The sequence below is a fragment of the Segeticoccus rhizosphaerae genome, from assembly GCF_005222685.1.
GTDB classification, from domain to species: Bacteria; Actinomycetota; Actinomycetes; order Actinomycetales; family Dermatophilaceae; genus Segeticoccus; species Segeticoccus rhizosphaerae.
Window position 1 is genome coordinate 82,710 of record NZ_SWMA01000005.1, and the last position, 24,134, is coordinate 106,843.

The 24,134-nt window shown below is 70.5% G+C and carries 22 protein-coding genes and 2 tRNA genes; 5 read left to right on the top strand and 19 right to left on the bottom strand.

What is annotated here, in order from left to right; genetic code table 11:
• Positions 1–28 precede the first annotated feature (28 nt).
• The 11 genes from FCN22_RS05835 to aceB form a co-directional block, all read right to left on the bottom strand.
• Positions 29–1,138, bottom strand: a complete 1,110-nt coding sequence (locus FCN22_RS05835) for a UDP-N-acetylmuramate dehydrogenase (protein ID WP_274381547.1) — start codon at positions 1,136–1,138, stop codon at positions 29–31.
• The gene (locus tag FCN22_RS05840; protein WP_137120607.1) at positions 1,119–1,544 is read right to left on the bottom strand and encodes a MaoC family dehydratase; all 426 of its coding nucleotides are present in this window, start codon (positions 1,542–1,544) and stop codon (positions 1,119–1,121) included. The genes FCN22_RS05835 and FCN22_RS05840 overlap by 20 nt, the downstream gene beginning before the upstream one ends.
• The gene (locus FCN22_RS05845) at positions 1,544–1,990 is read right to left on the bottom strand and encodes an FAS1-like dehydratase domain-containing protein (RefSeq protein WP_137120608.1); all 447 of its coding nucleotides are present in this window, start codon (positions 1,988–1,990) and stop codon (positions 1,544–1,546) included. The genes FCN22_RS05840 and FCN22_RS05845 overlap by 1 nt, the downstream gene beginning before the upstream one ends.
• A gap of 98 nt (positions 1,991–2,088) precedes the next feature.
• A complete protein-coding gene (rpmG, locus tag FCN22_RS05850) occupies positions 2,089–2,259 on the bottom strand; it encodes a 50S ribosomal protein L33 (RefSeq protein WP_137120609.1) in 171 nt (56 codons plus the stop codon).
• Between the two features lie 145 nt (positions 2,260–2,404).
• Positions 2,405–2,478, bottom strand: a tRNA-Met gene (locus tag FCN22_RS05855).
• Positions 2,479–2,512: 34 nt separating this feature from the next.
• Positions 2,513–2,585, bottom strand: a tRNA-Thr gene (locus FCN22_RS05860).
• Between the two features lie 78 nt (positions 2,586–2,663).
• Positions 2,664–4,385, bottom strand: coding sequence for an L-lactate permease (locus FCN22_RS05865; protein ID WP_137120610.1), 1,722 nt, complete (start codon positions 4,383–4,385; stop codon positions 2,664–2,666).
• A gap of 45 nt (positions 4,386–4,430) precedes the next feature.
• Positions 4,431–5,858, bottom strand: coding sequence for a (Fe-S)-binding protein (locus tag FCN22_RS05870; RefSeq protein ID WP_137120611.1), 1,428 nt, complete (start codon positions 5,856–5,858; stop codon positions 4,431–4,433).
• Positions 5,858–7,099 carry an FAD-binding oxidoreductase gene (locus FCN22_RS05875; RefSeq protein ID WP_137120612.1) on the bottom strand — a complete coding sequence of 414 codons (1,242 nt, stop codon included), beginning with the start codon at positions 7,097–7,099 and terminating at the stop codon, positions 5,858–5,860. The genes FCN22_RS05870 and FCN22_RS05875 overlap by 1 nt, the downstream gene beginning before the upstream one ends.
• Complete coding sequence (locus tag FCN22_RS05880) at positions 7,099–8,556, bottom strand: FAD-linked oxidase C-terminal domain-containing protein (protein WP_137120613.1); 1,458 nt, start codon at positions 8,554–8,556, stop codon at positions 7,099–7,101. Before FCN22_RS05880 ends, FCN22_RS05875 begins: the two co-directional genes overlap by 1 nt.
• 4 nt (positions 8,557–8,560) lie before the next feature.
• Positions 8,561–10,138: a malate synthase A gene (gene aceB, locus FCN22_RS05885; RefSeq protein WP_137120614.1), complete on the bottom strand. Its 1,578-nt coding sequence runs from the start codon at positions 10,136–10,138 to the stop codon at positions 8,561–8,563.
• A gap of 147 nt (positions 10,139–10,285) precedes the next feature.
• Between aceB and FCN22_RS05890 the strand changes: the two genes are divergently transcribed.
• Entirely contained in the window at positions 10,286–11,080 is a 795-nt protein-coding gene (locus tag FCN22_RS05890) for an IclR family transcriptional regulator (protein WP_137120615.1), read from the top strand.
• 16 nt (positions 11,081–11,096) lie between these two features.
• Here the strand turns inward: FCN22_RS05890 and FCN22_RS05895 are convergent, their stop codons facing one another.
• From FCN22_RS05895 to FCN22_RS05910, 4 genes are all read right to left on the bottom strand, one after another.
• Positions 11,097–11,498 carry an FAD synthase family protein gene (locus tag FCN22_RS05895; protein WP_137120616.1) on the bottom strand — a complete coding sequence of 134 codons (402 nt, stop codon included), beginning with the start codon at positions 11,496–11,498 and terminating at the stop codon, positions 11,097–11,099.
• Between the two features lie 45 nt (positions 11,499–11,543).
• On the bottom strand, positions 11,544–13,490 hold the full coding sequence (locus tag FCN22_RS05900) for a GNAT family N-acetyltransferase (protein ID WP_137120617.1): 1,947 nt from the start codon (positions 13,488–13,490) through the stop codon (positions 11,544–11,546).
• A gap of 92 nt (positions 13,491–13,582) precedes the next feature.
• Entirely contained in the window at positions 13,583–14,818 is a 1,236-nt protein-coding gene (locus tag FCN22_RS05905; protein WP_202911428.1) for an acetyl-CoA hydrolase/transferase family protein, read from the bottom strand.
• A gap of 61 nt (positions 14,819–14,879) precedes the next feature.
• Positions 14,880–15,998, bottom strand: a complete 1,119-nt coding sequence (locus FCN22_RS05910) for a pyridoxal-phosphate dependent enzyme (RefSeq protein ID WP_137120618.1) — start codon at positions 15,996–15,998, stop codon at positions 14,880–14,882.
• A 78-nt stretch (positions 15,999–16,076) separates the two neighbouring features.
• Here FCN22_RS05910 and FCN22_RS05915 point away from each other — a divergent pair, with 78 nt between their 5' ends.
• Both FCN22_RS05915 and FCN22_RS05920 read left to right on the top strand, forming a co-directional pair.
• Positions 16,077–16,658, top strand: a complete 582-nt coding sequence (locus FCN22_RS05915; RefSeq protein WP_137120619.1) for a DinB family protein — start codon at positions 16,077–16,079, stop codon at positions 16,656–16,658.
• 49 nt (positions 16,659–16,707) lie between these two features.
• Positions 16,708–17,745 carry an aminoglycoside phosphotransferase family protein gene (locus FCN22_RS05920; protein ID WP_137120620.1) on the top strand — a complete coding sequence of 346 codons (1,038 nt, stop codon included), beginning with the start codon at positions 16,708–16,710 and terminating at the stop codon, positions 17,743–17,745.
• A 118-nt stretch (positions 17,746–17,863) separates the two neighbouring features.
• Here the strand turns inward: FCN22_RS05920 and FCN22_RS05925 are convergent, their stop codons facing one another.
• From FCN22_RS05925 to FCN22_RS05940, 4 genes are all read right to left on the bottom strand, one after another.
• Positions 17,864–18,199, bottom strand: a complete 336-nt coding sequence (locus FCN22_RS05925; RefSeq protein ID WP_137120621.1) for a hypothetical protein — start codon at positions 18,197–18,199, stop codon at positions 17,864–17,866.
• On the bottom strand, positions 18,196–18,663 hold the full coding sequence (locus FCN22_RS05930; RefSeq protein WP_137120622.1) for a type II toxin-antitoxin system Phd/YefM family antitoxin: 468 nt from the start codon (positions 18,661–18,663) through the stop codon (positions 18,196–18,198). The genes FCN22_RS05925 and FCN22_RS05930 overlap by 4 nt, the downstream gene beginning before the upstream one ends.
• 68 nt (positions 18,664–18,731) lie before the next feature.
• Positions 18,732–21,797, bottom strand: a complete 3,066-nt coding sequence (mobF, locus tag FCN22_RS05935) for a MobF family relaxase (RefSeq protein WP_162308142.1) — start codon at positions 21,795–21,797, stop codon at positions 18,732–18,734.
• Between the two features lie 704 nt (positions 21,798–22,501).
• On the bottom strand, positions 22,502–23,071 hold the full coding sequence (locus FCN22_RS05940) for a phosphotransferase (protein ID WP_137120624.1): 570 nt from the start codon (positions 23,069–23,071) through the stop codon (positions 22,502–22,504).
• A gap of 29 nt (positions 23,072–23,100) precedes the next feature.
• Here FCN22_RS05940 and FCN22_RS05945 point away from each other — a divergent pair, with 29 nt between their 5' ends.
• Positions 23,101–23,421, top strand: a complete 321-nt coding sequence (locus FCN22_RS05945) for a phosphotransferase (protein ID WP_202911429.1) — start codon at positions 23,101–23,103, stop codon at positions 23,419–23,421.
• Between the two features lie 102 nt (positions 23,422–23,523).
• Positions 23,524–24,123 carry a hypothetical protein gene (locus FCN22_RS05950; RefSeq protein WP_137120625.1) on the top strand — a complete coding sequence of 200 codons (600 nt, stop codon included), beginning with the start codon at positions 23,524–23,526 and terminating at the stop codon, positions 24,121–24,123.
• Positions 24,124–24,134: the final 11 nt, after the last annotated feature.

Here is a 24,134-nt window from a genome sequence, read left to right on the forward strand (position 1 = left end):
GCGAGCCGTTTCCCGCGCGGGAGATCGGTCAGAGGGTGTGGCCGACGAGCACCGGTTCGTTGACCAGGGTGACCCCGAAGGCGTCCCGCACGCCGTCGCGGACCTCACGCGCCAGGGCGACGACGTCGTCCGCCTTGGCGTCACCGCGGTTGGTGATCGCCAGGGTGTGCTTGGTCGACAGGGCCGCCGGACCGGGCATCGCGTAGCCCTTGGTGAAGCCGGCCCGCTCGATCAGCCACGCGGCGCTGGTCTTGCCCTTGCCACCCTCGCCGGGGAAGCGCGGGGGCGCCGGAGAATCGGCACCGAGCCGCTCCCGGACGCGGTCGTGCAGGGCGGCGAACTCCACATCGGTCAGGAAGGGGTTGGTGAAGAACGAGCCGCACGACCAGGTGTCGTGGTCGTCCTCGTCGAGCACCATGCCCCGTCGCCGGCGCTGGGCCAGGACCGCCTCACGCGCGTCACCCAGCGGGACCCGCTCCCCCGCCTCGGCCCCGAGGCCGCGTGCCAGGTCGGCATAGGCGATCGGGGTCGACAGCTCACTGATCGCGAGCTGGAAGACCACGTCGAGCACCACGAAACGGCTGGAGGACTTGAAGATCGAGTGCCGGTAGGTGAACCGGCAGTCGGCGTTCGCGAAGGTCCGCACCTGCTGCTCCCGGCGGTCCCACACCCGCACCTGCGCGATCGTCTGGGCCACCTCCTGGCCGTAGGCGCCGACGTTCTGGACCGGCGTCGACCCGGCCGCGCCGGGGATCCCCGACAGTGCCTCGATCCCCGACCACCCCTCGGTGACCGCCCGCACCACCACGTCGTCCCACGCCTCACCGGCGGCGACGCGGACGGTCACACCACCGCACCGGTCCGACGACTCGACGCGTATGCCCCGGGTCGCGATGCGCACGACCGTGCCGGCAAACCCCTCGTCGCTCACCACGAGGTTGGAGCCGCCCCCGACCACGAGCAGCGGCTCGTCGGCGTCGTCGACCTCACGGATGGCGTCGACGACCTCGTCGGTGCTCTCAGCGGTGACGAGACGCGCAGCGGGCCCACCCACGTGCATGGTGGTCAGGCCGGCCAGCGGTATGCCGTGCTCCTCACGCATCCGGGTGGTCGCCTGCTCAGTCCAGCGCCACGACAGCCAAGGCCCGACCGAGCACCTTCACTCCGTCACAGGTGACCGTCAGCTCGACGGTGGCCCGCCGGGTCTCCTGGTCGAGCTTCTTGACGACCGCGGCCACCTCGATGTCGGCACCGCCCTCGTAGCGGACGACGACCGGCTTGGTGAAGCGGACGCCATACTCGACCACCCGTCCCGCGTCACCGGCCCAGTCGCTCACGACGCCGACGACAGAGCCCATGGTGAACATCCCGTGCGCGATGACGTCGGGCAGGCCGACCGACTTCGCGAAGCGCTCGTCCCAGTGGATGGGGTTGCGGTCGAGGCTGGCCCCGGCGTACTGCACGAGGGTCGCGCGCTCGACGTGGACGGTGCGGCCGGGCAGCTCCTCGCCGACCGCGACGTCGGTGGCCTTGCGGATCGCCATCACTCGCGTCCTCGGATCACGATGGTGGAGGTGGCCGTGCAGAGCGGCTCGCCCCCCGTGGTGGCCAGCTCGGAGCGGGTGGTGACCATGGCGTGCCCGCCGGCCTCCTTGACGCTGTCGACGGTCAGCACGCCGACGACCTCGTCCCCTGCGGTGATCGGCCGGTGGTGGGCGAAGCGCTGCTCCCCGTGGACCACCCGGCTGTAGTCGATGCCCGCCTCGGGATCCCGGATCAGCTGCGCGTCGCACTGCTGGGCGATCAGCACGGCAAACGTCGGGGGCGCGATGACGTCGGCGTAGCCGCGGCCGGTCGCGACGGAGGGGTCGACGTGCACGGGGTCGGAGGCGCCGACCGCCTCGGCGAACTCGCGGATCTTGGCCCGGCCCACGGCATACGGCGGCGTCGGTGGGTAGGTGCGCCCCTGGAAGTCTGCGTTCACGGCCATGTCCGCGAGCCTAATGGGCCCGCGGGAACGCGAACGACCGCCCTGCCGGTGGGCAGGACGGTCGGGCGTGGTGCGTCAGCGGACGCGAAACCGTGGGCTCAGCGGGTCTCGCGGTGGGTGGTGTGCTTGCCGCAGTTGGGGCAGAACTTCATCATGTCCAGGCGATCCGGGTTGTTGCGCCGGTTCTTCTTGGTGATGTAGTTGCGGTTCTTGCACTCCACGCAAGCCATGGTGATCTTGGGGCGGACGTCGGCGCTCTTGCTGGCCACGGGGCAACCTGCTCTCGAAACTGGGGTAACTCACGGATCTGCGACACAACTCTCGGCGATGGCGCTGCACGACGTGAGCACGCAACGACACGCAAGGCTACGCGACCAGCACCCGATCGGGGAAATCGGGCGAGATCACGGCCAGTAGCGGGGGCGGGCATCGATCCCGCGACCTCACGATTATGAGTCGTGCGCTCTAACCATCTGAGCTACCCCGCCAAGGGAATCCGGCCACCGGGGTGGCACGGGACCGAGCCCCCAAACGGAATCGAACCGTTGACCTTCTCCTTACCATGGAGACGCTCTACCGACTGAGCTATAGGGGCCTGCACGCGCGCACGGACGTGGTGCGCAGCGGTGCAGCGACGAGGCTACACGGTCCGTGGCCTCGACGAGAAATCGGCTCAGCCGCCGGTGCCGGCGAGCATCCAGGACAGCACGGGCGTGGTCTGCAGGTAGACCAGCACGCACATGAACGCCAGGAAGAGCAGGCTCCACTTGAGCACCTTGCGGAAGACGTCGCCCTCCCGCCCGGACATCCCGACCGCCGCCGCGGCGATGGCCAGGTTCTGCGGCGAGACCATCTTGCCGAGGACACCCCCGGAGGAGTTCGCGGCGGCCATCAGCGCAGGGCTGAGCCCGGTCTTGTGGGCGGCCTGCACCTGCAGTGCTCCGAACAGTGAGTTGGAGGAGGTGTCCGAGCCGGTCACCGCGACACCCAGCCACCCGAGGATCGGGGAGATCACGGCGAAGGCCGCACCGGCCCCGGCCATCCAGGCGCCGAGCGAGGCGGTCTCACCCGAGGCATTCATCACGTAGGCGAGGCCCAGGACCGCCATGACGGTCACGATCGCACCGACCAGCTGCTTGTAGGTGTCGAGGTAGGCCCTGAACGCCCTGGCCGGTGAGATCCCGATGATCGGCATGGAGATCAGGCCGGAGATGATCAGCAGCGTGCCGGCGGCACCCAGCCAGTTGAACTTGAAGGTGGGGATCGTGGACGGGTCGCCGGTCGGCGTCGCCAGGTCGAGGCCGGGCCACTGGAACTTCACCGTCGGTGCGTCGAAGAGGTCCTTGACCCCTGGCAGCTGGGTGATGACGAAGACCGCGATGATCACCAGGTATGGCGCGTAGGCCCTGGCCACCTCGGCCGGGCTGTCGTGGGCGGCGGCGTCGCGCGCCTGGATGTCGTCCAGACCCAGGTTGTCGCCGACCGGCTCGTCGGTCCGGACCGTCGCGCCCGAGCCGGCGCCCAGTGCGGTCCCCGCGGACGTGACCGCCACCTCCTCCTCGGAGGTGTCCACGAAGGCGGCGCTCGGTGTCCAGACGCGCATCAGGAGCACCACGCAGGCTGCGCTGAACAGCGACGCCACGATGTCCGACAGCTGCACCGACAGGTAGTTGGACGTGACGAACTGCGCGAGCGCGAAGGAGATCCCGCAGACCACGGTGGCCGGCAGGGTCGCTCGCACGCCCTTGCCCTTGTCGATGATGAAGACGAGCGCCATCGGCACGAACAGGGCCAGGACCGGGGTCTGCCGGCCGACGATCGCTCCCAACGTGTCCTGCGGGATGTTGCTGACCGACGAGAGGGTCGTGATCGGCACCGCGAGCGCGCCGAACGCCACCGGAGCCGTGTTGGCGACGAGGGCCACCACCGCGGCCTTGAGGGGTCGGAACCCGAGGGCGATCAGCATCACGCTGGTGATCGCCACCGGGGTGCCGAAGCCGGCCAGGGCCTCGAGCAGCGCTCCGAAGCAGAAGGCGACGATGACCGCCTGGATGCGTTGGTCGTCACTGACCTTGGCGAACGACCGTCGCAACACGTCGAAGTGACCGGTGACGACGGTCATGTTGTAGATCCAGATCGCGTTGATGACGATCCACAGGATCGGGAAGAACCCGAACACGGCGCCCTCGACGCCGGACATCACGGCCTGCCCGGCGGGCATCGAGTAGGCGAGGATGGCCACCACGATCGACACCACCAACGAGACGATGGCGGCCTTCCATGCGGTGACGCGAAAGACCCCGAGCATGACGAACAGGGCCAGCAGGGGAAGCATGGCCGTCAGGGCGGTCAGCAGGAGCGACCCTCCCACGGCATCGAGAACCGGACGGTACATCTGTCACCTCTTCGGTAGTCCGTTACTGCGGTGGCGGAACTGCGGTTACTGCGGTGGCGGAACGGCGGTGGTGTCCCGCGGTGCGGGTTCGACCCCGAGCGATCCCGGGGAGGCACCGCGGATCGAGGCATCGAGCACCTCGACGGTGTGCGCGAGGGCGATGGAGGCGCCCCGACGCTCGAGCGACGAGGCGACCTGCATCAGGCACCCCGGATTGGCCGTGACCAGCAACGCAGCGCCGGTGCGCTGCACGTTGGCCGCCTTGCGATCCCCGAGCTCTCGCGCAGCCTGCGGCTGGAGCAGGTTGTAGACGCCCGCAGACCCGCAGCACAGGTCACCCTCCGCGATCTCCCGCAGCGTGAGACCCGGTATGCCGTGCAGCAGCTGCCGCGGCTGGGTCCGGACCCCTTGGGCGTGGGCGAGGTGGCAGGCGTCGTGGTAGGCGATCTCGACCGGTAGCGGGTGGCGCTCGGCGACCGGGGGCACCTCGGCGAGGAACTCCGCCACGTCACGGACCTTGTCGGCGAACTGGGCTGCCCGCTCGGCGTACTGGGGGTCGTCGGCCAGCAGGTCGGCATACTCCTTCATGGAGGAGCCGCAGCCGGCCGAGTTGACGATGACGTGCTCGACCCCGTGCTGGCTGAAGGTGTCGATCAGCGCCCGCGCGAAGCGCTGCGCCTCCGGCTCCCGGCCGTTGTGCGCCGACAGGGCCCCGCAGCACCCCTGGGCCGCCGGGGCGAGCACCTCGAAGCCCTCGGCGGAGAGCACCCGTGCGGTGGCCGCGTTGACGCCGGGAAAGAACTCGCGCTGGACGCAGCCGAGCAGCAGGCCGACGGTGCCGCGGCGCACGCCCTGTGCGGGCGTGCGCTCCGGCACGGGTGCGGCTCGGCCGAGTCTGGGCGCCAAGGACTCCATGGCCTCCAGGGACGGCGAGATGCGTTGCAGGACGCCGTGTTTGCGCAGGAACCTCGACAGGCCCGAGCGCTGGTGCAACCGCAACGGTCCCCGCAGCAGGTGGAGCCGCCTGGGGTAGGGAAAGAGCGCGAAGATGGCGCTGCGCAGGGCCCGCTCCTTCGCCGACCGGCGGTGCCGACGCTCGACCTGTGCCCGCGTGGCCTCGATCAGCTTGTCGTACTGCACGCCCGACGGACACGCGGTGACACAGGCCATGCAGCCCAGACAGGCGTCGTAGTGCTGCACCATGGCGGGGGTCATCGGCTCGCCCTGAAGGCCCTCGTTCATCAGGTAGATCCGGCCTCGGGGGGAGTCCATCTCCTCGCCCCAGAGGGTGTAGGTCGGGCAGGAGGGCAGGCAGAACCCGCAGTGCACGCAGTCACCGACGATCGCCGCTGACGGCGGCCGGTGGTCGTCGAAGGCCGGTTCGCCGGCGGGCGCCGTCTCGATCCGCAACGGGCCGTCGCTGCCGAGCGTGCCGGCGGTCGAGGCCACTGGGGGTTTGCCCTGCTGCACCATCAGATCCCTCCGACGAATCGTCCCGGGGACAAGCGGGCCCCGGGGTCGAACCGGTCCTTCACGCTGCGCATCAGGGCGAGGCCCGACACCGGGCCCCACACGTCGACCGCCTCCTTGACGGCCCGCGGCGCGTCGCGCACCACGACGCTGCCGCCGAAGTCCGCTGCGCGGCCGCGCAGTTCGCCGACGAGGGCCGCCACCGCGCCCGGATCCGCCGAGGCGTCGACGCCCGCGAGCACCGAACCCACCCCGACGCTGCCACGCAGCCGCACGGCCAGACCCGTGGCGTCCTGGCCCGATTCGAGGGCCTGCAGGAGGGTGTCCAACGCGCCGAGCTCGTGGGTGAGGCGCAGCTCGACGTCGCCCGCCGTGAAGGGCTCGTGGCCCCACCACGGCGGCGGCTCGGTGAACCTCTCGGCCTGCGGGCCGAGCAGCCCACACATCGTCGCGGCCCGCTGCTCGACGCCGGGCCCGACACCTTCGAGCTGGACGCAGAGGGTGCCCTCGCGCGGGGTGGCCAGGTCGAGCTCGAGGGCCGCCGGCATGGTCTGGGAGTGGACCGCCGCCTGCGTCAGGCGGTGTGCCTCGTCGCCGCCGGTGACCGGCGCGGTCACCCAGGCTCGGGCGTGTGGCTCGGGGTGGAGCCGGAAGGCCGCCTGCGTGATGACCGCGAGGGTGCCGAGGGAGCCGGTGAGCAGCTTGGCGACGTCGTAGCCCGCGACGTTCTTGACGACCTTGCCGCCGGAGTGTGCGACGGTGCCGTCGGCGAGCACGAAGGTGGCCCCGATGACCAGGTCACGGACTGCGCCGTGCGCCAAGCGGATCGGTCCGGTGGCCGCGCTGGCGATCGTGCCGCCGATCGTGCCGTCTTGGGGTGGGTCGATCGAGAGCCGCTGGCCGGCCTCGGCCAGGTCCGCCTGCACCTGGCCCAGTCGCCGCCCGGCGCCCGCCACCACCACGAGGTCGCCGGCGGCGTGCTCCACCAGTCGATCCATCCGTGTGGTGTCGAGCACGACGTCCACGCGGCGCGGCGGCAGGCCCCACCCCAGCTTGGTGCCCGCGCCCCTGGTCACGACGGCGAGGCCGCCCTCGGCACAGGTGCGCAGCACGGCAGCGGTCTCGGCCTCGTCGGCGGGACGGGCCACCCACTGCGCGGCCACGCCGTCGACGGCATCCGACGAGTCGGCCTCGGCGGCGTGGCCGCCGCAGTCGTCCTCGAGCTGGGCCAGCGGATCGCCCATCAGAAGACCTCCGCCACGCCGGCCTCGGCGAGCGGGTGGGCTCCCTTGTGCCTGCCCGGCACCTCACCGCACAGGCGAGGGGTCGGAAACACCTTGCCAGGGTTGGAGATCGAATCCGGGTCGAAGGCGCACCGGACCAGCTGCATGGTGTCGAGGTCGTCGTCGGAGAACATCCGGGGCATGAACTTGGCCTTGTCCGAACCGACTCCGTGCTCGCCCGTGATGGAGCCACCGTGCTGGATGCACAGGTCGAGGATCGCGCCGGAGGCCTCCTCGGCTCGCTCGGCCTCGCCGGGGTTGGCGTCGTCGAAGAGCACCAGTGGGTGCAGGTTGCCGTCGCCGGCGTGGAAGACGTTCGCCACCCGGACCCCCTTGTCGACGCCGATGGCCTCGATGGCGCGCAGCACCTCCGGCAGCGAGGTGCGCGGGATCACCCCGTCCTGGACGATGTAGTCGGGGCTGATCCGGCCGACGGCGGCGAAGGCGGACTTGCGCCCCTTCCAGAACAGCGCGCGCTCGGCGTCGTCGCGGGCGATCCGGATCTCGAAGGCGTCGTGCTCGCGGCAGAACCGCTCGACCTGCTCGAAGACGTGCTCGACCTCCGGCGTGGGGCCGTCGAGCTCGACGACCAGCACCGCACCGGCACCGGCCGGGTAGTCGCAGTGCACCGCGGCCTCGGCGGCCTCGATCGCCAGCGCGTCCATCATCTCGATGGCCGCCGGGATCACGCCCGCGCCGATGATCGCCGAGACCGCTCCCCCGGCCTGGTCGGTGTGCGGGAACGCCGCCAGCAGCGTCCGCACGGACTCGGGCGAGCGGGTCAGCCGCACCGTGACCCGGGTGGCGATCCCGAGGGTCCCCTCGGAACCGACGAGGGCGCCGAGCAGGTCGTATCCGGGCGGGTCCGGCGCCTTGCCGCCGATCTCCACGACCTCGCCCGCCGGGGTGACCAGCTCCAACCCGGTGACGTGGTTGGTGGTGAAGCCGTACTTGAGGCAGTGCGCCCCACCGGAGTTCTCGGCCACGTTGCCGCCGATCGAGCAGACCTGCTGGCTGGAGGGATCGGGCGCGTAGTAGTAGCCCTGCGGCTGCGTGGCCTGGCTCAGGTGCAGGTTGATCACGCCCGGTTCGACGACGGCGCGCTGGCTGTCCCGGTCGATCTCGAGGATCTGCCGCATCCGCGAGGTGACGATCAGGACCCCATCGGCGTGGGGCAGTGCGCCGCCGGACAGGCCCGTGCCAGAGCCCCGAGCCACGAACGGCACGCCGGCCTGCGCGCAGGCCTTGACGCACGCCGCGATCTGGGCGGTCGTCTCGGCCAGCACGACGAGCGCCGGGGTCACCTTGTAGTGGGCGAGCCCATCGCACTCGTAGGTGCGCAGCCGCTGGTGGTCGGTGATGACGGCGTCGTCACCCAGCAGGGGCCGCAGCTGGTCGGCCAGGCCTCTCGCGTCCATCGGGTCAGGGCATCCGTTCGTAGGCCGGCAGGGTGAGGAACTCCTCGAAGTCGTCGGAGACGGCGACGTCGAGGAAGGTCGCCTTCGCGTCCGCGTAGTCTGCCGCGTCACCGGGCAGCTTGGCGATCTCCTCGTCCACGATGCGGTGCACCAGTTCCCGGGTCACCGTCTCCCCGTCCTCCAGCTCGACGTCGTTGTGGAGCCACTGCCACACCTGCGAGCGCGAGATCTCCGCCGTGGCGGCGTCCTCCATCAGGTTGAAGATCGCCACCGCACCGGTCCCCCTCAACCATGAGGCGAGGTACTGGATGCCGACGCTGATGTTGGCCCGCAGACCCGCTTCCGTGACGCTGCCCGGCGTCGCTGCCACGTCCAGCAGCTCGGCTGCGGTCACGTGCACGTCGTCACGCAGCCGGTCGAGCTGGTTGGGCCGATCTCCCAGCACGGCGTCGAAGGCCTTGCGGCAGATCGGCACGAGGTCGGGGTGGGCCACCCAGGACCCGTCGAAGCCGTCGCTCGCCTCGCGCTCCTTGTCCTCGGTCACCTTGGCCATCGCGACCTTGTTGACCTCGGCGTCGCGGCGGCTCGGGATGAAGGCGGCCATGCCGCCGATGGCGTGGGCGCCGCGGCGGTGACAGGTGGAGACGAGCAGCTCGGTGTAGCTGCGCATGAAGGGCACGGTCATGGTGACCTGGGCCCGGTCGGGCAGCAGGAAGTCTCGACCGCGGGTGCGGAACTTCTTGATCACGCTGAAGATGTAGTCCCACCGCCCGGCGTTGAGCCCCGCGCTGTGGTCGCGCAGCTCGTAGAGGATCTCCTCCATCTCGAAGGCCGCGGGGTAGGTCTCGATCAGCACGGTGGCCCGGATGGTGCCCTGCGGCATGCCGAGCCGGTCCTGGGCGCGGACGAAGACGTCGTTCCAGAGCCGGGCCTCTTTGTGGCTCTCCATCTTCGGTAGGTAGAAGTAGGGTCCCTTGCCGGCGTCGAGCTGGCGCTGGCCGCAGTGGAACAGGTAGAGCCCGAAGTCGACCAGGCTGCCCGACATCGGTTGACCGTCGACCAGGATGTGCTTCTCGGGCAGGTGCCAACCGCGCGGCCGGGCCACGATGGTCGCCAGCTCGTCTCCGAGGGCGTAGGTCTTGCCCTCCTCACTGGTGAAGTCGATCTGCCGGTCCAAGGCGTCCCGAAGGTTGCGTTGGCCGTCGATGACGTTGCGCCACAAGGGAGTCGACGCGTCCTCGAAGTCGGCGAGCCAGACCTTGGCGCCGGAGTTCAGCGCGTTGATGGTCATCTTGCGATCAGTCGGGCCGGTGATCTCCACCCGGCGGTCGACCAGTCCCGGCGCGGGCGGCGCCACCTGCCAGTCGCCCTCCCGGATCTCGCGCGTCTCCGGGAGGAAGTCCAGCGTGCCGCCGGCGGCCAGCTCGGCATACCGGCTCTCCCGCGCGGCGAGCAGCTCCTGCCGCCGCGCCTCGAAGGTGCGGTGCAGGTCGGCCAGCAGCTCCAACGCGTCCGGAGTGAGGATCTCGCGATCCGCGTCGGAGAGGTCGACGGTGACTGTGACGTCCTTCGGCTCGGTCATCTGGACAAACTCACCCGTATTTCCATATCGTGGAAGTGTTCTTCTGTTTTCCGGTTGACTGTAGGACCGCTCCCGTTCTTGCGTCAACGGTTTGCGAGGTGGCAGTTCAGGCTCTCCGGAGCCCGGCGGACACGAGAGGCAGCTGGCATGGGCACGGTCCCTCGGGGAAAGGTGCAGGGCGTTCGTCCCGGCACAAGCGGCAGGATCCAGTCCGTCGAGCGCGCGTTTGCCGTCCTCGAGGCGATGGTGGACGCAGGTGGCGCCATCTCGCTGACCGATCTGTCGGACGCCGTGCGGTTGCCGCTGCCCACCATCCACCGGCTGCTGCGCACGTTCGTCGAGCTCGGCTACGTCCGGCAGGAACCGTCGCGGCAGTACGTCCTCGGCCCCGGGCTCATCCGTCTGGGCGAGACCTCGTCACTCGCCCTCGGGACCTGGGCACGGCCGCACCTTGCGCGCCTCGTCGACGAACTCGGCGAGAGCGCGAACCTGGCCATGCTGGAGGGCGATCGGGTCGTCTACGTCGGCCAGGTGCCGTCGCGCCACAGCATGCGGATGTTCACCGAGGTCGGCCGACAGGTCCCCGCGCACTGCACGGCCGTCGGCAAGGCCATGCTCGCGAGGGAATCCGCCGACCAGGTGCGCACCCTGCTCGACAGGGCGGGGATGCTGGCGCAGACCGAGCACACGATCACGACGCCGGACGCGATGTTCGAGGAGCTCGACAGGGTCCGTCGTGACGGTTACGCCATGGACAACGGGGAGCAGGAGGTCGGGGTGCGGTGCGTCGGTGTGGCCGTGCCGGAGGCGCCCTTCCGGGTGGCCATGTCGGTCTCCGGGCCGGCCACGCGGATCTCCGACGCGTTCGTGCAGCGTGCCGTCCCACAGCTACTGCGTGCGGCGGCCGACCTCTCCCGCGACCTGCGTCGGGCGCACGCCTGAACGGCCCCGGCAGGGGTCAGGCGCTGCCGGCGATGTGCTCGATGAGTCCGGTCGTCGAGACCGACGGCGTGCGGGGCAGGTAGACCACCTCGCACAGGTCGCTGACGAAGTCGAACTTGCCCTTCCAGTCGTCGCCCATGACGAGCACGTCCGCGGCGTACTTCTCGATGTAGTCGCGCTTGAGCTCGAGGCTCTCCTCGACGAAGACCTCGTCCACGACGGCGAGCGCACCCACGATCTCCATGCGCTCGTCCTGGGTGAACACCGGGGCGCGGTTCTTCTTCTTCAGGTTCAGCGCATCGGCCGAGACTCCGACGACGAGCCGGTCGCCGAGCGCTGCGGCTCGCTTGAGGACCCGGACGTGCCCGACGTGGAGCACGTCGAAGGTCCCGAACGTGATGACGGTGCGGTTGCTCACGACGGCGACCCTACCGGCGCGGTGGGGTCACGGCATACCCGCTGTTCAGCGACGCGGGACCGCGCGCGGGTGGGTGGTCCCCCGACGGCACCCGGCGACGCGCACCTCCAGCGCGTGGGCCAGTGCAGCCACGGCACGCTCCGGGTCGGGAATCGTGGGCACGCGCTGGGGACCGGTGCAGACCGTGTCCTGCACCGCCGAGACGATGCTGGTGCTCGGGTTGACCTGGGCGACCTCGTCGAGCAGGTGGCCGATCTCGCAGGCCTGCAGATGGGGCAGCGCGGTGATCTGCGCGACGACGGCGTCGACGCCCGGGTCCTCCGCCACCGCCATCAGGGCCTTCCGCAGGTGGTCGATGGTGGCCGCGGAGGTCGCGTCGACCGCCGGGCCGACCGAAGCGCCCGGGGGCAGGACCGTGCTCAGCCGCCGATCGGCGTGCTGCGACAGGTCGGCCGGCAGGAGCCCGTGCCGGGTCACGGCCTGCAGCGCCAACCGGCCGGAGCCGCTGGCGTTGCCCAGCACTGCCACTCGGCGACCGGCGGGGTGACCCGCCTTGGCCAGCAGGTCGGCAGTGTCGACAAGCTCGGTCAACGACCCGACGCGGACGACTCCTGCGGCAAGGCCCGGATCCTCCTCGTCCGAGGGATCTGTCGCTGACCCGGTGGTGGTCAGCAGGAGCACGGGCAACACGCCTCGACTGCCTGGTCGCTCACGAGGCCGGTATGCCGCCAGCTCGCCTTCGTCCCCCACACACACCACCGCGAGCGACGTGCGGGGGTCAGCGGCCGCGAAGGACAGCGCGTCGACGGCGCTGATCTCGCCTCGGGCGCCGCCGAGGTTCACCACCGTGGAGACTCCGGTCCCACTCATGCCCAGCCGAGCGACGATCGCCGTGGTGAGCGCCCAGGAGTCAGCGACCACGCAGACCGGACCCGGGGCCGGCGATGGGTGCAGGAAACTTGCATCGAGCCGGACCCGCGGGTCGGTGTTGACCAGTCCGATGATGTCGGGACCGAGGAATCGCGCACCCGCTGCGCGGCAGCTGGCCCGCAGGTCCTCCCCCCGGACCGTGTCCGGATCCGCGGAGGGTCCGCCGCCCAGGACGGCGACCGCTCTGGACCCCGCCGCGGTGGCCTCTCGCACGGCCGTCGTGACCGCGTCGCCCGGGACCGCGATCACGGCCAGGTCGACGGCCTCGGGCAGGTCGGCGACGGCGCGAAAGCTCGCCGTGCGGCCGACGACCTCCCCGGACGGGTTGACCACGTAGACCCGGCCCGCGAAGTCGGAGTGCTGCAAACGCTGCACGACCTGCCGGCCCACTCCGTCGCGTTGCACGCCGGCACCGACGACGGCCACCGAGCGTGGTCGCAGGAACGGCTGCAAGGCAAGACCGTCGGTCAGCGACGCACGGCCAGCGGCCGGCCGAGCCGGTCCAGCCTGCTCGTCGAGCTGGAGGGTGACCGCGCAGGTCCCGTCGGCGGAGTCGACCCGCATCGGGAGCCCCATGTGGTCGAACACCCGGAGCATCGGGTCGTTGCTCGCCAGCGTCAGGGCGACCAGCTCCAGCAGTCCACGTGCCCGTGCGCGGGCCACCAGGTCGCCCAGCACCAGCGTGCCGAGACCGTGGCGCTGGTGTGCGTCGTCGATCGCGAGCGCGACCTCGGCAGCGGTCTGGGACACCCGGTGGGTCGAGCCCACCGCCACGACCTCGCCTCGCCACACGACCAACGCGGCGTCCAGCGTCCGACCCGGGTCATCGAGGTCCGCGACGTACTCCCTCGCGGACACCATGGAGGCGGTGAGGAACCGCTGGCGCAACGAGCGTGGCGACATCCGCTCGAACAGCGCCTCGATCGCCTGGCGGTCCTCCGCCCGGGCCGGTCGCAACTGGAGCGGCGAACCGTCACACGTCAGCCCCGAGTGTGCGTCAGGCGGCCCCGCGGGCCGGCGCCGGTCGTGGCGCACCTGTGGATGTCGAACGATGGTGGTCATGGCGCTGCCTCCGGGGTCTGTGCTGTGCCCGAGGCAAGCCTCGCCCGGAACGGCCCGCTCGGACAGGGCCAGAAGTCCCTTGCCCCACTTCGTCACTGACCGCCGAGGCCCAGGACGCGGGCCTCCTCCCACAGCTCGTCCCGCACCCGGGGATGGGCCGTCTGCTCGATCAGGTTCCGCGCCTGGGCGAGCTGGTCGTTGCCGAACAGCGGCGCCACACCGTGCTCGGTCACGACGGCGCTGGGTTGGAAGGAGGTGACCGGCTCGTCGAGGAACGCCACGATGGTCGAGACATCCGCTCTGGGGTGCCAGCTACGCAGCGCCAGCAGCGCCTGCCCGCCTCCCGAGTGGAGCGCGCCGACGATGAAGTCGGTCTGGCCGCCGTAGCCGGAGTGGATCCGGCCCCGCACACGGGAGGCGTTGGCCTGGCCGTAGAGATCCACCTCGAGGGCGGTGTTGATGCTCGTCATGGCGGGATTCGCAGCGATCAGGGAGGGGCTGTTGGTCTTCTCGGTGCGCAACATCCTGATCGCAGGGTTGAGGTTGACATGGTCGTACAACTCAGCCGAACCGAAGCAGAACGAGGCGATGACCGGATGGTCGGCGTCGAGCGAGCCGGACCGCTCCAGCGTGAGCAGCCCGTCGGAGAACATCTCCGTCCAGATCCGCAGGCCATGGCGCGACGCGAGTTGGCCGACGGCTGCATCGGGCACGGCGCCGATGCCCATCTGCAGCGTCGCTCCGTCGTGGACCAGGCCGGCAACGTGTTCGGCCACCGCCTGGCTTGCGTCATCGGGCACAGGCGCCGCCGCAGGGGTGGGCAGTGGGACGTCGACCTCCACCACCACGTCCACGAGGGACTCGTCGAGCTGGGCATCGCCAAAGGTGTAGGGCATCTGGCGGTTCACGACCGCTACCACCAGACCGGCGCGGGCACGGCACGCCTCGATGGCGGCCGGCAGCACGTTGACCTCCGTCCCCAGGCTCAGCAACCCACCCCGCGCCGGAGCACAGTGCACGACGACGACATCCGGGGGTCGCACGGTCGAAAAGAGCAGCGGGACCATCGACAAGCGGCTGGGGAGGTAGTCGAGCGCGCTGTGCCGGCGCATCCCCACGCCCACGAAGGGGGTCTCAGCGATCACCCCTGGTCGGTCGGGTACACCGCTCGCGGCATTGAGCATCCACAAGCGGTATGCCGGGAGGGAGCGGTCCAGCGCGGCGACCGCCTCCCACGGTGTGGCGGCGTTCCCACTGACCACCACACGTGGCACGCCCGGGAGGCCGGCGAACAGCCGTTGGAGCTGATCGAGATCGGCCCGCCTCACGCGGCGGTCGCAGACTCGAGGTCTTCCCCGGGGACGGTGTTGGTCTCAGGGCCCATGGCGGTCACTGTGCCGGGGCCGCGCGGTCCTGTCGAGGGTCCTTGGTCCCTGCCTCGGTCCAACAGTCCGGGTCCGAGGTGCGCGCGGGGGCGGCGTTGGTGGACTGCAGTCCCTCCGTGCTGAGGAGCACGACGACGGCGTCGTCGGGCACGTCGAGGTCGGCACGGCGCCGCGAGTCGAGGAGGACGGCGCGGGCGCCGGCGAGGGTGGCGGCGCCGCAGGCTCCGGAGGACACGTCGAGCGACTTCAGGTCCGAGGAGGCCTGCAACGCATCGTCGTCGGTGACGGCCACGGCGGCATCGCACCCGCGCTGCAGCACCGGCCAGGCGCTGCTCGAGACGGTGCCGCAGTTCAGGCCGGCCATGACGGTGGCGCCCGTTGCGACGCTGGTGGGCGCACCGTGCGCGAGGCTGGTCAGGAGGCACGCAGCGGTGTCCGGTTCCACCGAGAGGACCGACGGATGAGCGACTCCTGGCCGGCGGTAGTGGGCGACCACCGCCTGTGCCAGCGAGCCGACACCCACCGGCACCACGACCAGGTCCGGCGCGCACCCGAGCGCCTCATCCACCTCGGCCACCAAGGTCTCGTAGCCCTCCACGATCCACGCCGGCACGTCCTCGTAGCCGGGCCACGCGGTGTCCTGCACCAACGCCCGGTGCTCGTCCGCAGTCGCATGCTCGGCGGCGGCACGCACGGTCTGGTCGTAGTCCCCGTCGACCCGGACGACCCGTGCGCCTTCGGCGACGATGCGGCCCGCGGCCTCCTCCTGCATGACGTGTGGAACGAATACCGTCGCGGTGGTCCCGAAGTGCGTGGCCATGCGGGCCACCGCCCGGCCGTGGTTGCCGTCGGTGGCCGTCACCAGGACCGCCCCGGGCTTGCGGTCCAGAACCTGCTTGCAGGCCCACGAGGCGCCGAGCACCTTGAACGCCGGCAGACCCAGCCGTGCCGACTCGTCCTTGACCAGAAGTCGCCCCACGCCGAGCTCCGTCGCCACGGTCGGGAGCTCGACCAGCGGTGTGGGCGCATACCCCGGCAGCGAGACATGGAAGGATCGCGCCGCCGGTGCCGCCTGTTTCGACGACCAACCGCGCGCCGCGGGGTTGCAGTACCAGTCGTTCATGCCGATCAGTCTGCGACACCTCGAGCGACCACGTTCAGGCGGCGGTCCGCGTCCGGCGCGGATGGCAGAGTGCTGCGTATGAGCGAACACCCCGCAGAGGGTGATGCCGGCCCGGAGTCCAACCTGACTGATGAGGCCTTCTCGCCCGTCTGGGCCGACGACGACCGCCCGCGCATCCCGCGCGTGGCCGGCGAGCGCGAGGCGCTGGCGGCATACCTGGAGTACTACCGGGCGACGGTGGAGATGAAGTGCCGCGGCCTGGCCCCTCAGCAGGCCCGAGCTCGGTCGATGCCGCCGTCCACCATGTCGCTTCACGGACTGGTCCGACACCTGGCCGGCGTAGAGCGCTGGTGGTTCCAGCAGAACTTCGAGCGCCGCAACGTGCCGTTCCGCTTCTTCGCCGCAGACAACCCCGACCTCGACTTCGACCTGCCCGCGGACGCCGACTTCGCCGCCGACCTGGAGGCCTGGCGTACCGAATGTGCGGTCTCCCGCGAAATCGTCGCGGCTCATGCTCTCGACGACCTTGCGCGACCGCTTGACTGGCACGAAGACGTGGACCTGCGCTGGCTGGTGCTCCGGATGACCACCGAGTATGCCCGGCATTGCGGACACCTCGACTTGCTTCGTGAGGGGGTCGACGGGAGGACCGGCGCATGAGCTCGGTGGCGAACTGCGGGAGGCGGCCCATGGGTGGCAGGATGACCGGGTGCCTCGTGGTGTCGTCCGCCGTAGGGTGCTGCGGCACAACTCGCAGAACGCTGTCACCGACGTGGTGGAGCGGGTCACCCTGGCAGACGGCTCCACGCTGGTCCACAAGCGGCTGCGGGCACCCTCGGTCGACTCCGGGGGCGCCTGGGCAGCTTCCCAGGATCCGCGGCACTGGAACTATTGGCGGCGGGAGGTCGACGCCTACCGCGGCGCCGTGCTCCGGAGCAGCCTGGCTGGAACCGGGCTCGACATACCCGCTGCCGATGTCGAGGAGCGTGCCGCTGAGGCGGACCTGTGGCTTGAGGATGTCACTGGCAAGCCCGGCACCGCGTTCAGCCTGGCCGACCACACGGCGGTGGCTGCTGGACTAGGCCGCTGGCAGGCCGCCGGCCCTCTCCTCACGCCCTGGACTTCCGAGGGCTTTCTCCGTGCCTACTCGGCCAGCAGGCCTGTCCCTTGGCAGGTGCTGCACGACGACGCCGCCTGGGACCAGCCGTTGATCCGACGCACCTGGCCCGCCGGTCTGCGCGAAGGATGGGCCCAGCTGATGGCTCACCGCGAGCAGTTGCTGCGGGTGATGGAGTACCTGCCGCGTACCCGCAGCCACCTCGACGTCTGGGTCAGCAACCAGATCCGCCGTCCTGGTGGCGACGTGGTACTGCTGGACTGGGCCTTCGTCGGTGATGGCGCTCTCGGTGAGGACCTGGGCAACCATCTCCCCGATGCCGTGTTCGACTTGCTCTGGCCGGCGCAGGAGCTGGCCACCCTGGAGGCCGCATGCTTCGAGGCGTACCTGGGCGGCCTGCGCGAGGCCGGCTGGCGCGGTGACCAGCGCCAGGTGCGCCTGGGCGTGGTCGCCTCCTGTGTGAAGTACACCTGGCTGCTGCCGTTGGCGCTGACGCAGGCCGGCCGAGACGAGCACTCCGCCTACCACGAGGTCGCCGACAGCGAGCACCTCTACCACCAGCGTGGCCTGGCCTTCGCTTACTTGGTCGGTTGGTGCCGAGAGGCACTTCACCTCATGAACCGGCAGTAGCCTCCGCAGGATGCGGCCCTCTGACCTGCCCGGACGTCGCGCATGGCCATCTTTGCCCGCGAATAGCCCGCGCTCCCGGACACCGGCAGCCCTCGACGCCCGGCGCCTTGGCCGAATCTCACTTCGTCTCGTTGGGGTGGTGGGTGTGCACGTCGATGAGGTGGACGACCTGCCCGGAGACGTAGAACCAGATGCGAGCGCCGCCTGGCAACTCGTACTGCCATCGCTCATACGTCTTGCCGCTGTGAGTGACGGTCGCGAGCTCGCCCTTCAACCGGTGGTTGCGCTCGGACTCCTCACGAGGGGTCCTGGTCAGGGAGTCCCACGCATCGACCACGGCATTTCGAGTGGTGCCGAGCAGGTCGCGCCAGCCCTTCTCGGCCTGCCGCGTCGCGAACGCGATCTGGTACTCGGCCTTCTTGCGCGGTCGAGGAACCGACTGCGCCTTGCTCACGCAGTGCGCGGGTCGGCGATCGGCGTGGGGTCCTCAAGCCAGTCGAGGTCGTCGTCGGCCGTATAGCCGGCGGCGATCGCCTCGGCGGTCGACTGCCACCTCCTGAGGGTGATCAGCAGCCGATCGAACTGGGACACCGCAGCACAGGCCCGGGCAACGTCGACAACCTCCTGGGCGAAGGCGTCCCGGTCCGAGGAGCGGAGGAACTCCAGCCAGGGGAACGGGCCTCGGAGCCGATCCACGAAGGGAACGTCGGTAGGCGCCAGTGACGCCGCAACGAGCTGGGCGGCAAGCTCGAGCCCGGCGCGCTGCCGGGCCACGTCGCTCGCCTTGGCCAGCACGAGGGCCTCACCGTCGCGCCGAGTGATGGTGACCGGACCTTCCTCGACCGCCTTGAACACCGAAGCTGAGTTGCGGGACAGCTCGGAGGACTGGACCGTACGGGAGACTACTGGCGCGCTCATGCTCACCAGTATTCAGAACAGGTTCTGAATAGTCAACCGGCGCCGGTGCCTGACCCAGCCGGCATCGCTCAGAGCTCGGGTCCGGTGGGGTGGCGGGAGGGCGGCTCGTGGGTGGGCGTGCGGCGTTCGGCAACGTCGTGGCTACGGCGTCGAGCACCAGCGGCTTGTCGGATGAGCTCGGCGCGGTCGGCCAGCGCGCGCTCCACATCAGGATCAGCGATGTTGTCGTGGTGTTCGGCGGCGCGGGCGATGGTGACGTATTCGGCCGACTGCCGGGTCACGGAATGGGCCTCGGCCCATTGTTCGGCGATGGTCGCCGTGGCGGACTGGTCGACGCCGGTGGTGGCCACGACGTGGCGCAGCACGTCGGCCGCCTCCCCGAAGCTGCGCGTGGCCAGGTGCGCGGTGTCGGGGTCGGTGTCCCGGGTGGTCTCGACGTAGAGGCGGTTGGCGTCGCGGCCGCGGGTGGCCATGACGTACAACGGTTCTCGCCGGGTGTCGGCGGTGATGTAGGCGTGGGCGGTGTCGACGGTGCGGCCTTGGGCGCGGTGGGCGGTGGTGGCGTAGCCGAGCTCGAGGTGCTCACGCACGTAGTGCACGGGCAGGGTGGTGGCCCCGCCACGGCCGGCGCGCTGGACGGTGACGGCGCCGGAGGTGTCGATGGCGGTGACGGTCCAGGTGTCGCCGTTCTTGACCCACCCCTGCCCGGTGGCCAGGGTCCGGTCGTTGCGGCGGGTGACCACCAGGTCCCCGACGGTGGCGGTGGAGCCGTCCGCCAGCCCCGCCCGGCGCGACCCCTCGTGGCTGGTGGCGGTGCGGCGTTCGGTTTGGGCGCGGGTGTTCAGGTCGGCAACGGTGGTGTTGTCGTCGGCGATCATCAGCGACCGCCGGCCGGCGGCGACGTCGGCGCGCCACCCGGCGAACAGGGTGTCGAGCATGGCCTCCCGCTCGCCGCCGGTGACCCGGCCGGCGGCGGTGTAGGCGTCCACGGCGTCGATGTCCCCGTCTCGCAGTCGCAGGGACGCGGCGCGTTCCCAGTCCCGGGTGAACCGGTGCACCTGGGTCAGGCGTGGAGCCTCGCGGCCGCGGTCGTGGACCAGCAGGGCGAACGCTCCCCCGGCGCTCACGGGTGAGAGCTGGGCGGGGTCGCCGACCAGCAGCACCTTCGCGCCCGCCTCTCGGGCGTGCGCGGTGAGGGCGTCCAGCTCGGCGGTGCCGGCCATCGAGGCTTCGTCCACGATGAGCAGCTGCCCCGGCGCCAGGGACCACGCCCGGTACTCGCCGATCAGGGCCGCCAGCCGATCCCGCCGCATCCTGGTGGCCAACGACGGGCTGGCCCGCCACAACTTGGCCTGCAGCGCCCGGATCTGCTCGCATCGCTCGGGGTTGCGGGCGTGCTCGGTCAGCCACTTGACCGTGTTCTCGGTCGGGAGCCCGACCGCCTCGGACAACACCTCGGCCGCGGCCGCGGACGGGGCCAGGCCGACGACCGACCCGGGCCCGTGGTGGGCTTCCCAGACCCGCCGCAGCCCGGCCATCGTGGTGGACTTGCCGGTGCCCGCCGCGCCGACCAGCACGTCCAGCACCCGCCCCGAGCCCGCCACGTCGCCCACCACCCGCGCCTGCTCCGCCGACAGATCCGACTCGGGCGAGGCGCAGGCGGCCGCGACTTGTGCGGGGACGGCGGGGCCCTGCAGGCATCGGCCGGCGTCGACCAGCCGGGCTTCCGCGTCCAGGGTCGACTGGGTGGTGTAGGTCTCCAGGTGGGGGAACCGGAACCGGGACGAGCCGTCCTGGCGGCGCAGCAGCGCCGGGGTGTGCGCCAGCTGCGGCGCACTGATCGACACCACCAGTCCCAACGCCATACCGGTAGTCCGATCGATCACGGTGACCCGCTCGGCCGGGTCGCTGAACCGGGCGCCGTGCAGCTGGCGCGTCACCTCGGCCAGCACGTTCAACCGGGTGAAGGTCGCCCGCTGGCCCGCCACCACGCGCACCGCGATCGCCGCGACATCACCCAAGGTGGCGTCATCCAGGGCCGTGGAGGTGAGCAGCGGCAGGGTGTTGCGGTCCTCCAGCGCGCGGACCCACCCGGCCGGGTCCGCGCCGCTCAGGTGGGCCCCGGCACGGCTCCGCCAGCTGTCCATCTGTTCCGCCAGAACGTGCTGCTGCTTGTCCGGGCGGGTCGCGAGCGTGGCCTGCTGGCGCAGCTTGAGGACCTGCCGAGCCGACGGCTGGTAGCCGTGTGCGGCCACGAACGCCTCGACCAGGGCGTCCTTGGCCGCCTCGATCGCCCCCGACCGACGGGAGAACTCGGTCTGCAACGCCGGGCTCACCCCGGCGACCTCGTACTTCGGCACCGCCGATTGGGCGCGAGTCACCGGTTCCCAGCCCCACCCCAGCGCCTGGGTCAGGTAGTCCGACAGCACCCCGTTGTACAGCTCGGAGAGCGCCACCGTGCCGGCGAACAGCACCCGCCCGTCCAGGGTGCGCCAGGTCCCGTCGGCGCACTGGGCCCGGTTCATCACCACCACGTGGGTGTGCAGCTGCGGATCCCCCGCCCGCGAGTCCCAGTGGTCGAAGCCGGCCGCCACCACACCCCGCACCTCCTCGTGCACCACCCCGGCGTTCCCCGAGCGGGAGGAGAAGATGCCCGCGCTCTCCGCGTAGGAGATCACCTGCTGCACCGCTCGCAGGTGCGCCTCATACACCACTGCCTGCGTCCGAGCGTCGCCCAACGCCCAGGCGACGCTGACGCTCTTGGGCGCGCTGAACGTCAAGTCGAACCCGGCGACCGGCCGGGCCGGGGCACGCGTCCGGCCGGCCCCGTCCATCCGCGCGCTGCCTGCCCGTCGCGGCGCCCGGCCCAACGGCGCGCCGGTCACCGGGTCCTGCAACATCCCCAACATCCGGAACAAGTGCTCCTCGGAGACCTCGGTGCCAGGACCTACCCCGACTCCGTCGCCCAGCCCGGCCAGGCCCGCGCCCAGGAACCGGCCCGGCGGGGTTCCCGACGCCGCGTAGTAGCGAGTCAAAGCCGTCCCGGCCGGGCCGGTCACGTCACCGCGGGCAACGCTGGACATCAGGTACCGGTAGCCCGCGCCCAAGCTCATCTTGCGGATCGATACCGTCACACCCACCACTCCCATTCGGCCATGGTCCGGGCCACCGGGTATCGGCGCGGACACCCCGTATACGCCGCCATGGGCCACTATCGGGACACGGGCGCCACAGAAGCCGACCACGTGCAAGACGTGTGCGATCTCTGGGATGAAGTTTCAGCGTGGGAGGAGCACGACGACTGCTGCCCTGCTGAGCCAGCAGATCGACGCAAGGTTCCGAAGCTGCCTGGACTCAGGGGAGCATCGAAGGACCAGTGTCGAAGCGAGCGCGTGTTGACCGATGGGAGCCGAGCGCAGGTTGCCCTTGGGGCAGTCGCCTGGCGGATGTGTGAGCACGGCCTTGTCGCGCTGCGCCACGCGCCGCGCCGTGTCTCATTCTCACGTGCATCGCGTGCGGGGGGTGAGCCACGGTCATCACCGACGAGGACGAGCTGGACGCCTTCTGGGACATCGCCCAGGAACACGCGAGCCTTGTCGGGGTACCGGTGAGCACCCGCTCAGAACGCTCCGGGAGACCGCACGCCTACAGGGCAGAGCCGGCCCGGCTCCGCTCCGTAACAGGATCCGCATACTGGAATCGACGACCGGCACGAGCCGGTCGGATCTGGGTCGGTCCAGCGCAGCGGAAGGAGACTCGGTTTGGAGACACCCAATGAGGCGCTCCGATGCCCCGGGTGCTCGAGTACTGACCGTGGCATCGACGGCCGGTCGACCTATCAAGCCTCGGCATGGCGGGCGATCACCTCGATGCACCGGCGGAACTGTGCTGGAGAGGCGGGGGTCTGCCAGCTGAGAACCTCCAACGCCCAGGCGACCGCGAAGGCCGGCACCAAACCGGCATCACCGGACGGGAGATCGGCTACTCGCGCGTATCCACGCAGGAGGAGATCCGAGCGGTCATGCAGGTTGTCGCCGGCGGACACCTCCCAACGCGCAAGGTCGAACGCTCGCGACGCACGGCCCGCGAACTCCCAGTCGATGACGCCCCCGATCGCCTCATCGCTGATCAAGAGATGCTTAGGCAGGAAGTCTCCGTGCGTGAAGGCCCTGGCCGAAGCGGGACAGGTCGTCACCACATGGCACAGGAAGTCAGCACCTCGTTCGATGAGCGCGGCCGCTCCCGGGCCCATCTCGTCTCGGACGATGCCTCGAGCCCGAGCGATAGCGCGCTCCTCAGGCAGTCGCAGGTCGTGGCGGATGCCCGCGCCCGGCTCGAGGCTGTGCAGCCGTGCCAGGAGCTCACCACCATCGACGACGAGTCGCGCGAGGTTCTCGGGAGGGTCCATGCCGCCACTGCTTGTCGTAGAGACTGACCATGATGGTGAGCACGCCTCGGCCCGTCATTGAATCGGTGGTGGCGTCGGTATGCGGTCGCGGCGTCGAACGTCTCCTCCCTCTCCCGAGCGGGGGCATGAACGAGACGTACCGGGTGGAGCTCTCCGGCGGTCGCGCGGTGATCGCCCGGATAGCGCGGCAAGAGACGCCCTGGTTCACCGACGAGGCGCAGTTGATGGTGCGTGCGCGAGATGCTGGCATCCCGGTCCCAGAGGTGCTCGCCACCGTCGTTGCGAGGTCGCCGATGTGGGGAGCGCTCGTTGGATTCGTCCTCCGGCAGGACGTGCTCCGCCATGGGTGACTGAGTCGAGGAGGTCATCCTCAGCGGGGGCCTCCGCTTGGCAAGCGCTGATCACCGGCAAGCCCAAGAGCGCGCCCCAGCGGGATCTGACACCATTGCGGTGTGGGACTGGCCATGTTTGACGTAGCGCCCGCCGAGCGGGAATTGAACCTGCCCGGCGCTGCCACGACGTCCCTGCGCAAAGACGGGCTGAGGCAAACCCCCGTAACGTATCTGGACTTCACAGCCAATGGTGATCGCCTCTTCGAGACGTTGGCCGCTTACTTCCCGCAGCCCCCCGACTATGTTGGCGTCATCCAGGACGCGTGGCCCGTCGAAACCGTCGCCGCAATCGAGCGGCTGCTCGGCCAGGCTCCGGGCGACCTGCCCGACGGCCGGGTCTCCCTGTACGTCTGTCCCGAGTGCGGCGACCTGGGCTGTGGCGCCATCACGACACGACTCAGCCTGGAACCCGAAACAGTGAGCTGGCGAACTATCGGGATCCAAACGGGCAACGAAGATGAGGTTCATCCGCTCGGAGGCCCTAACGACTTCCCAGAAGTCACCTTCAAGCGGGACGGTCACGAACAGGTGCTTGTGCACGAGCTCGCCCGGGCTCGCCAGTTGTGTGTTGGCTTTGAATACCCCTATGAGCGTGATCGGCGGCTACGTCGAGAGCGCCGCACGCGCCTGCTTCGCCGGCTACTAGGTCGGCGCCAGTAGCCCGGCCACCC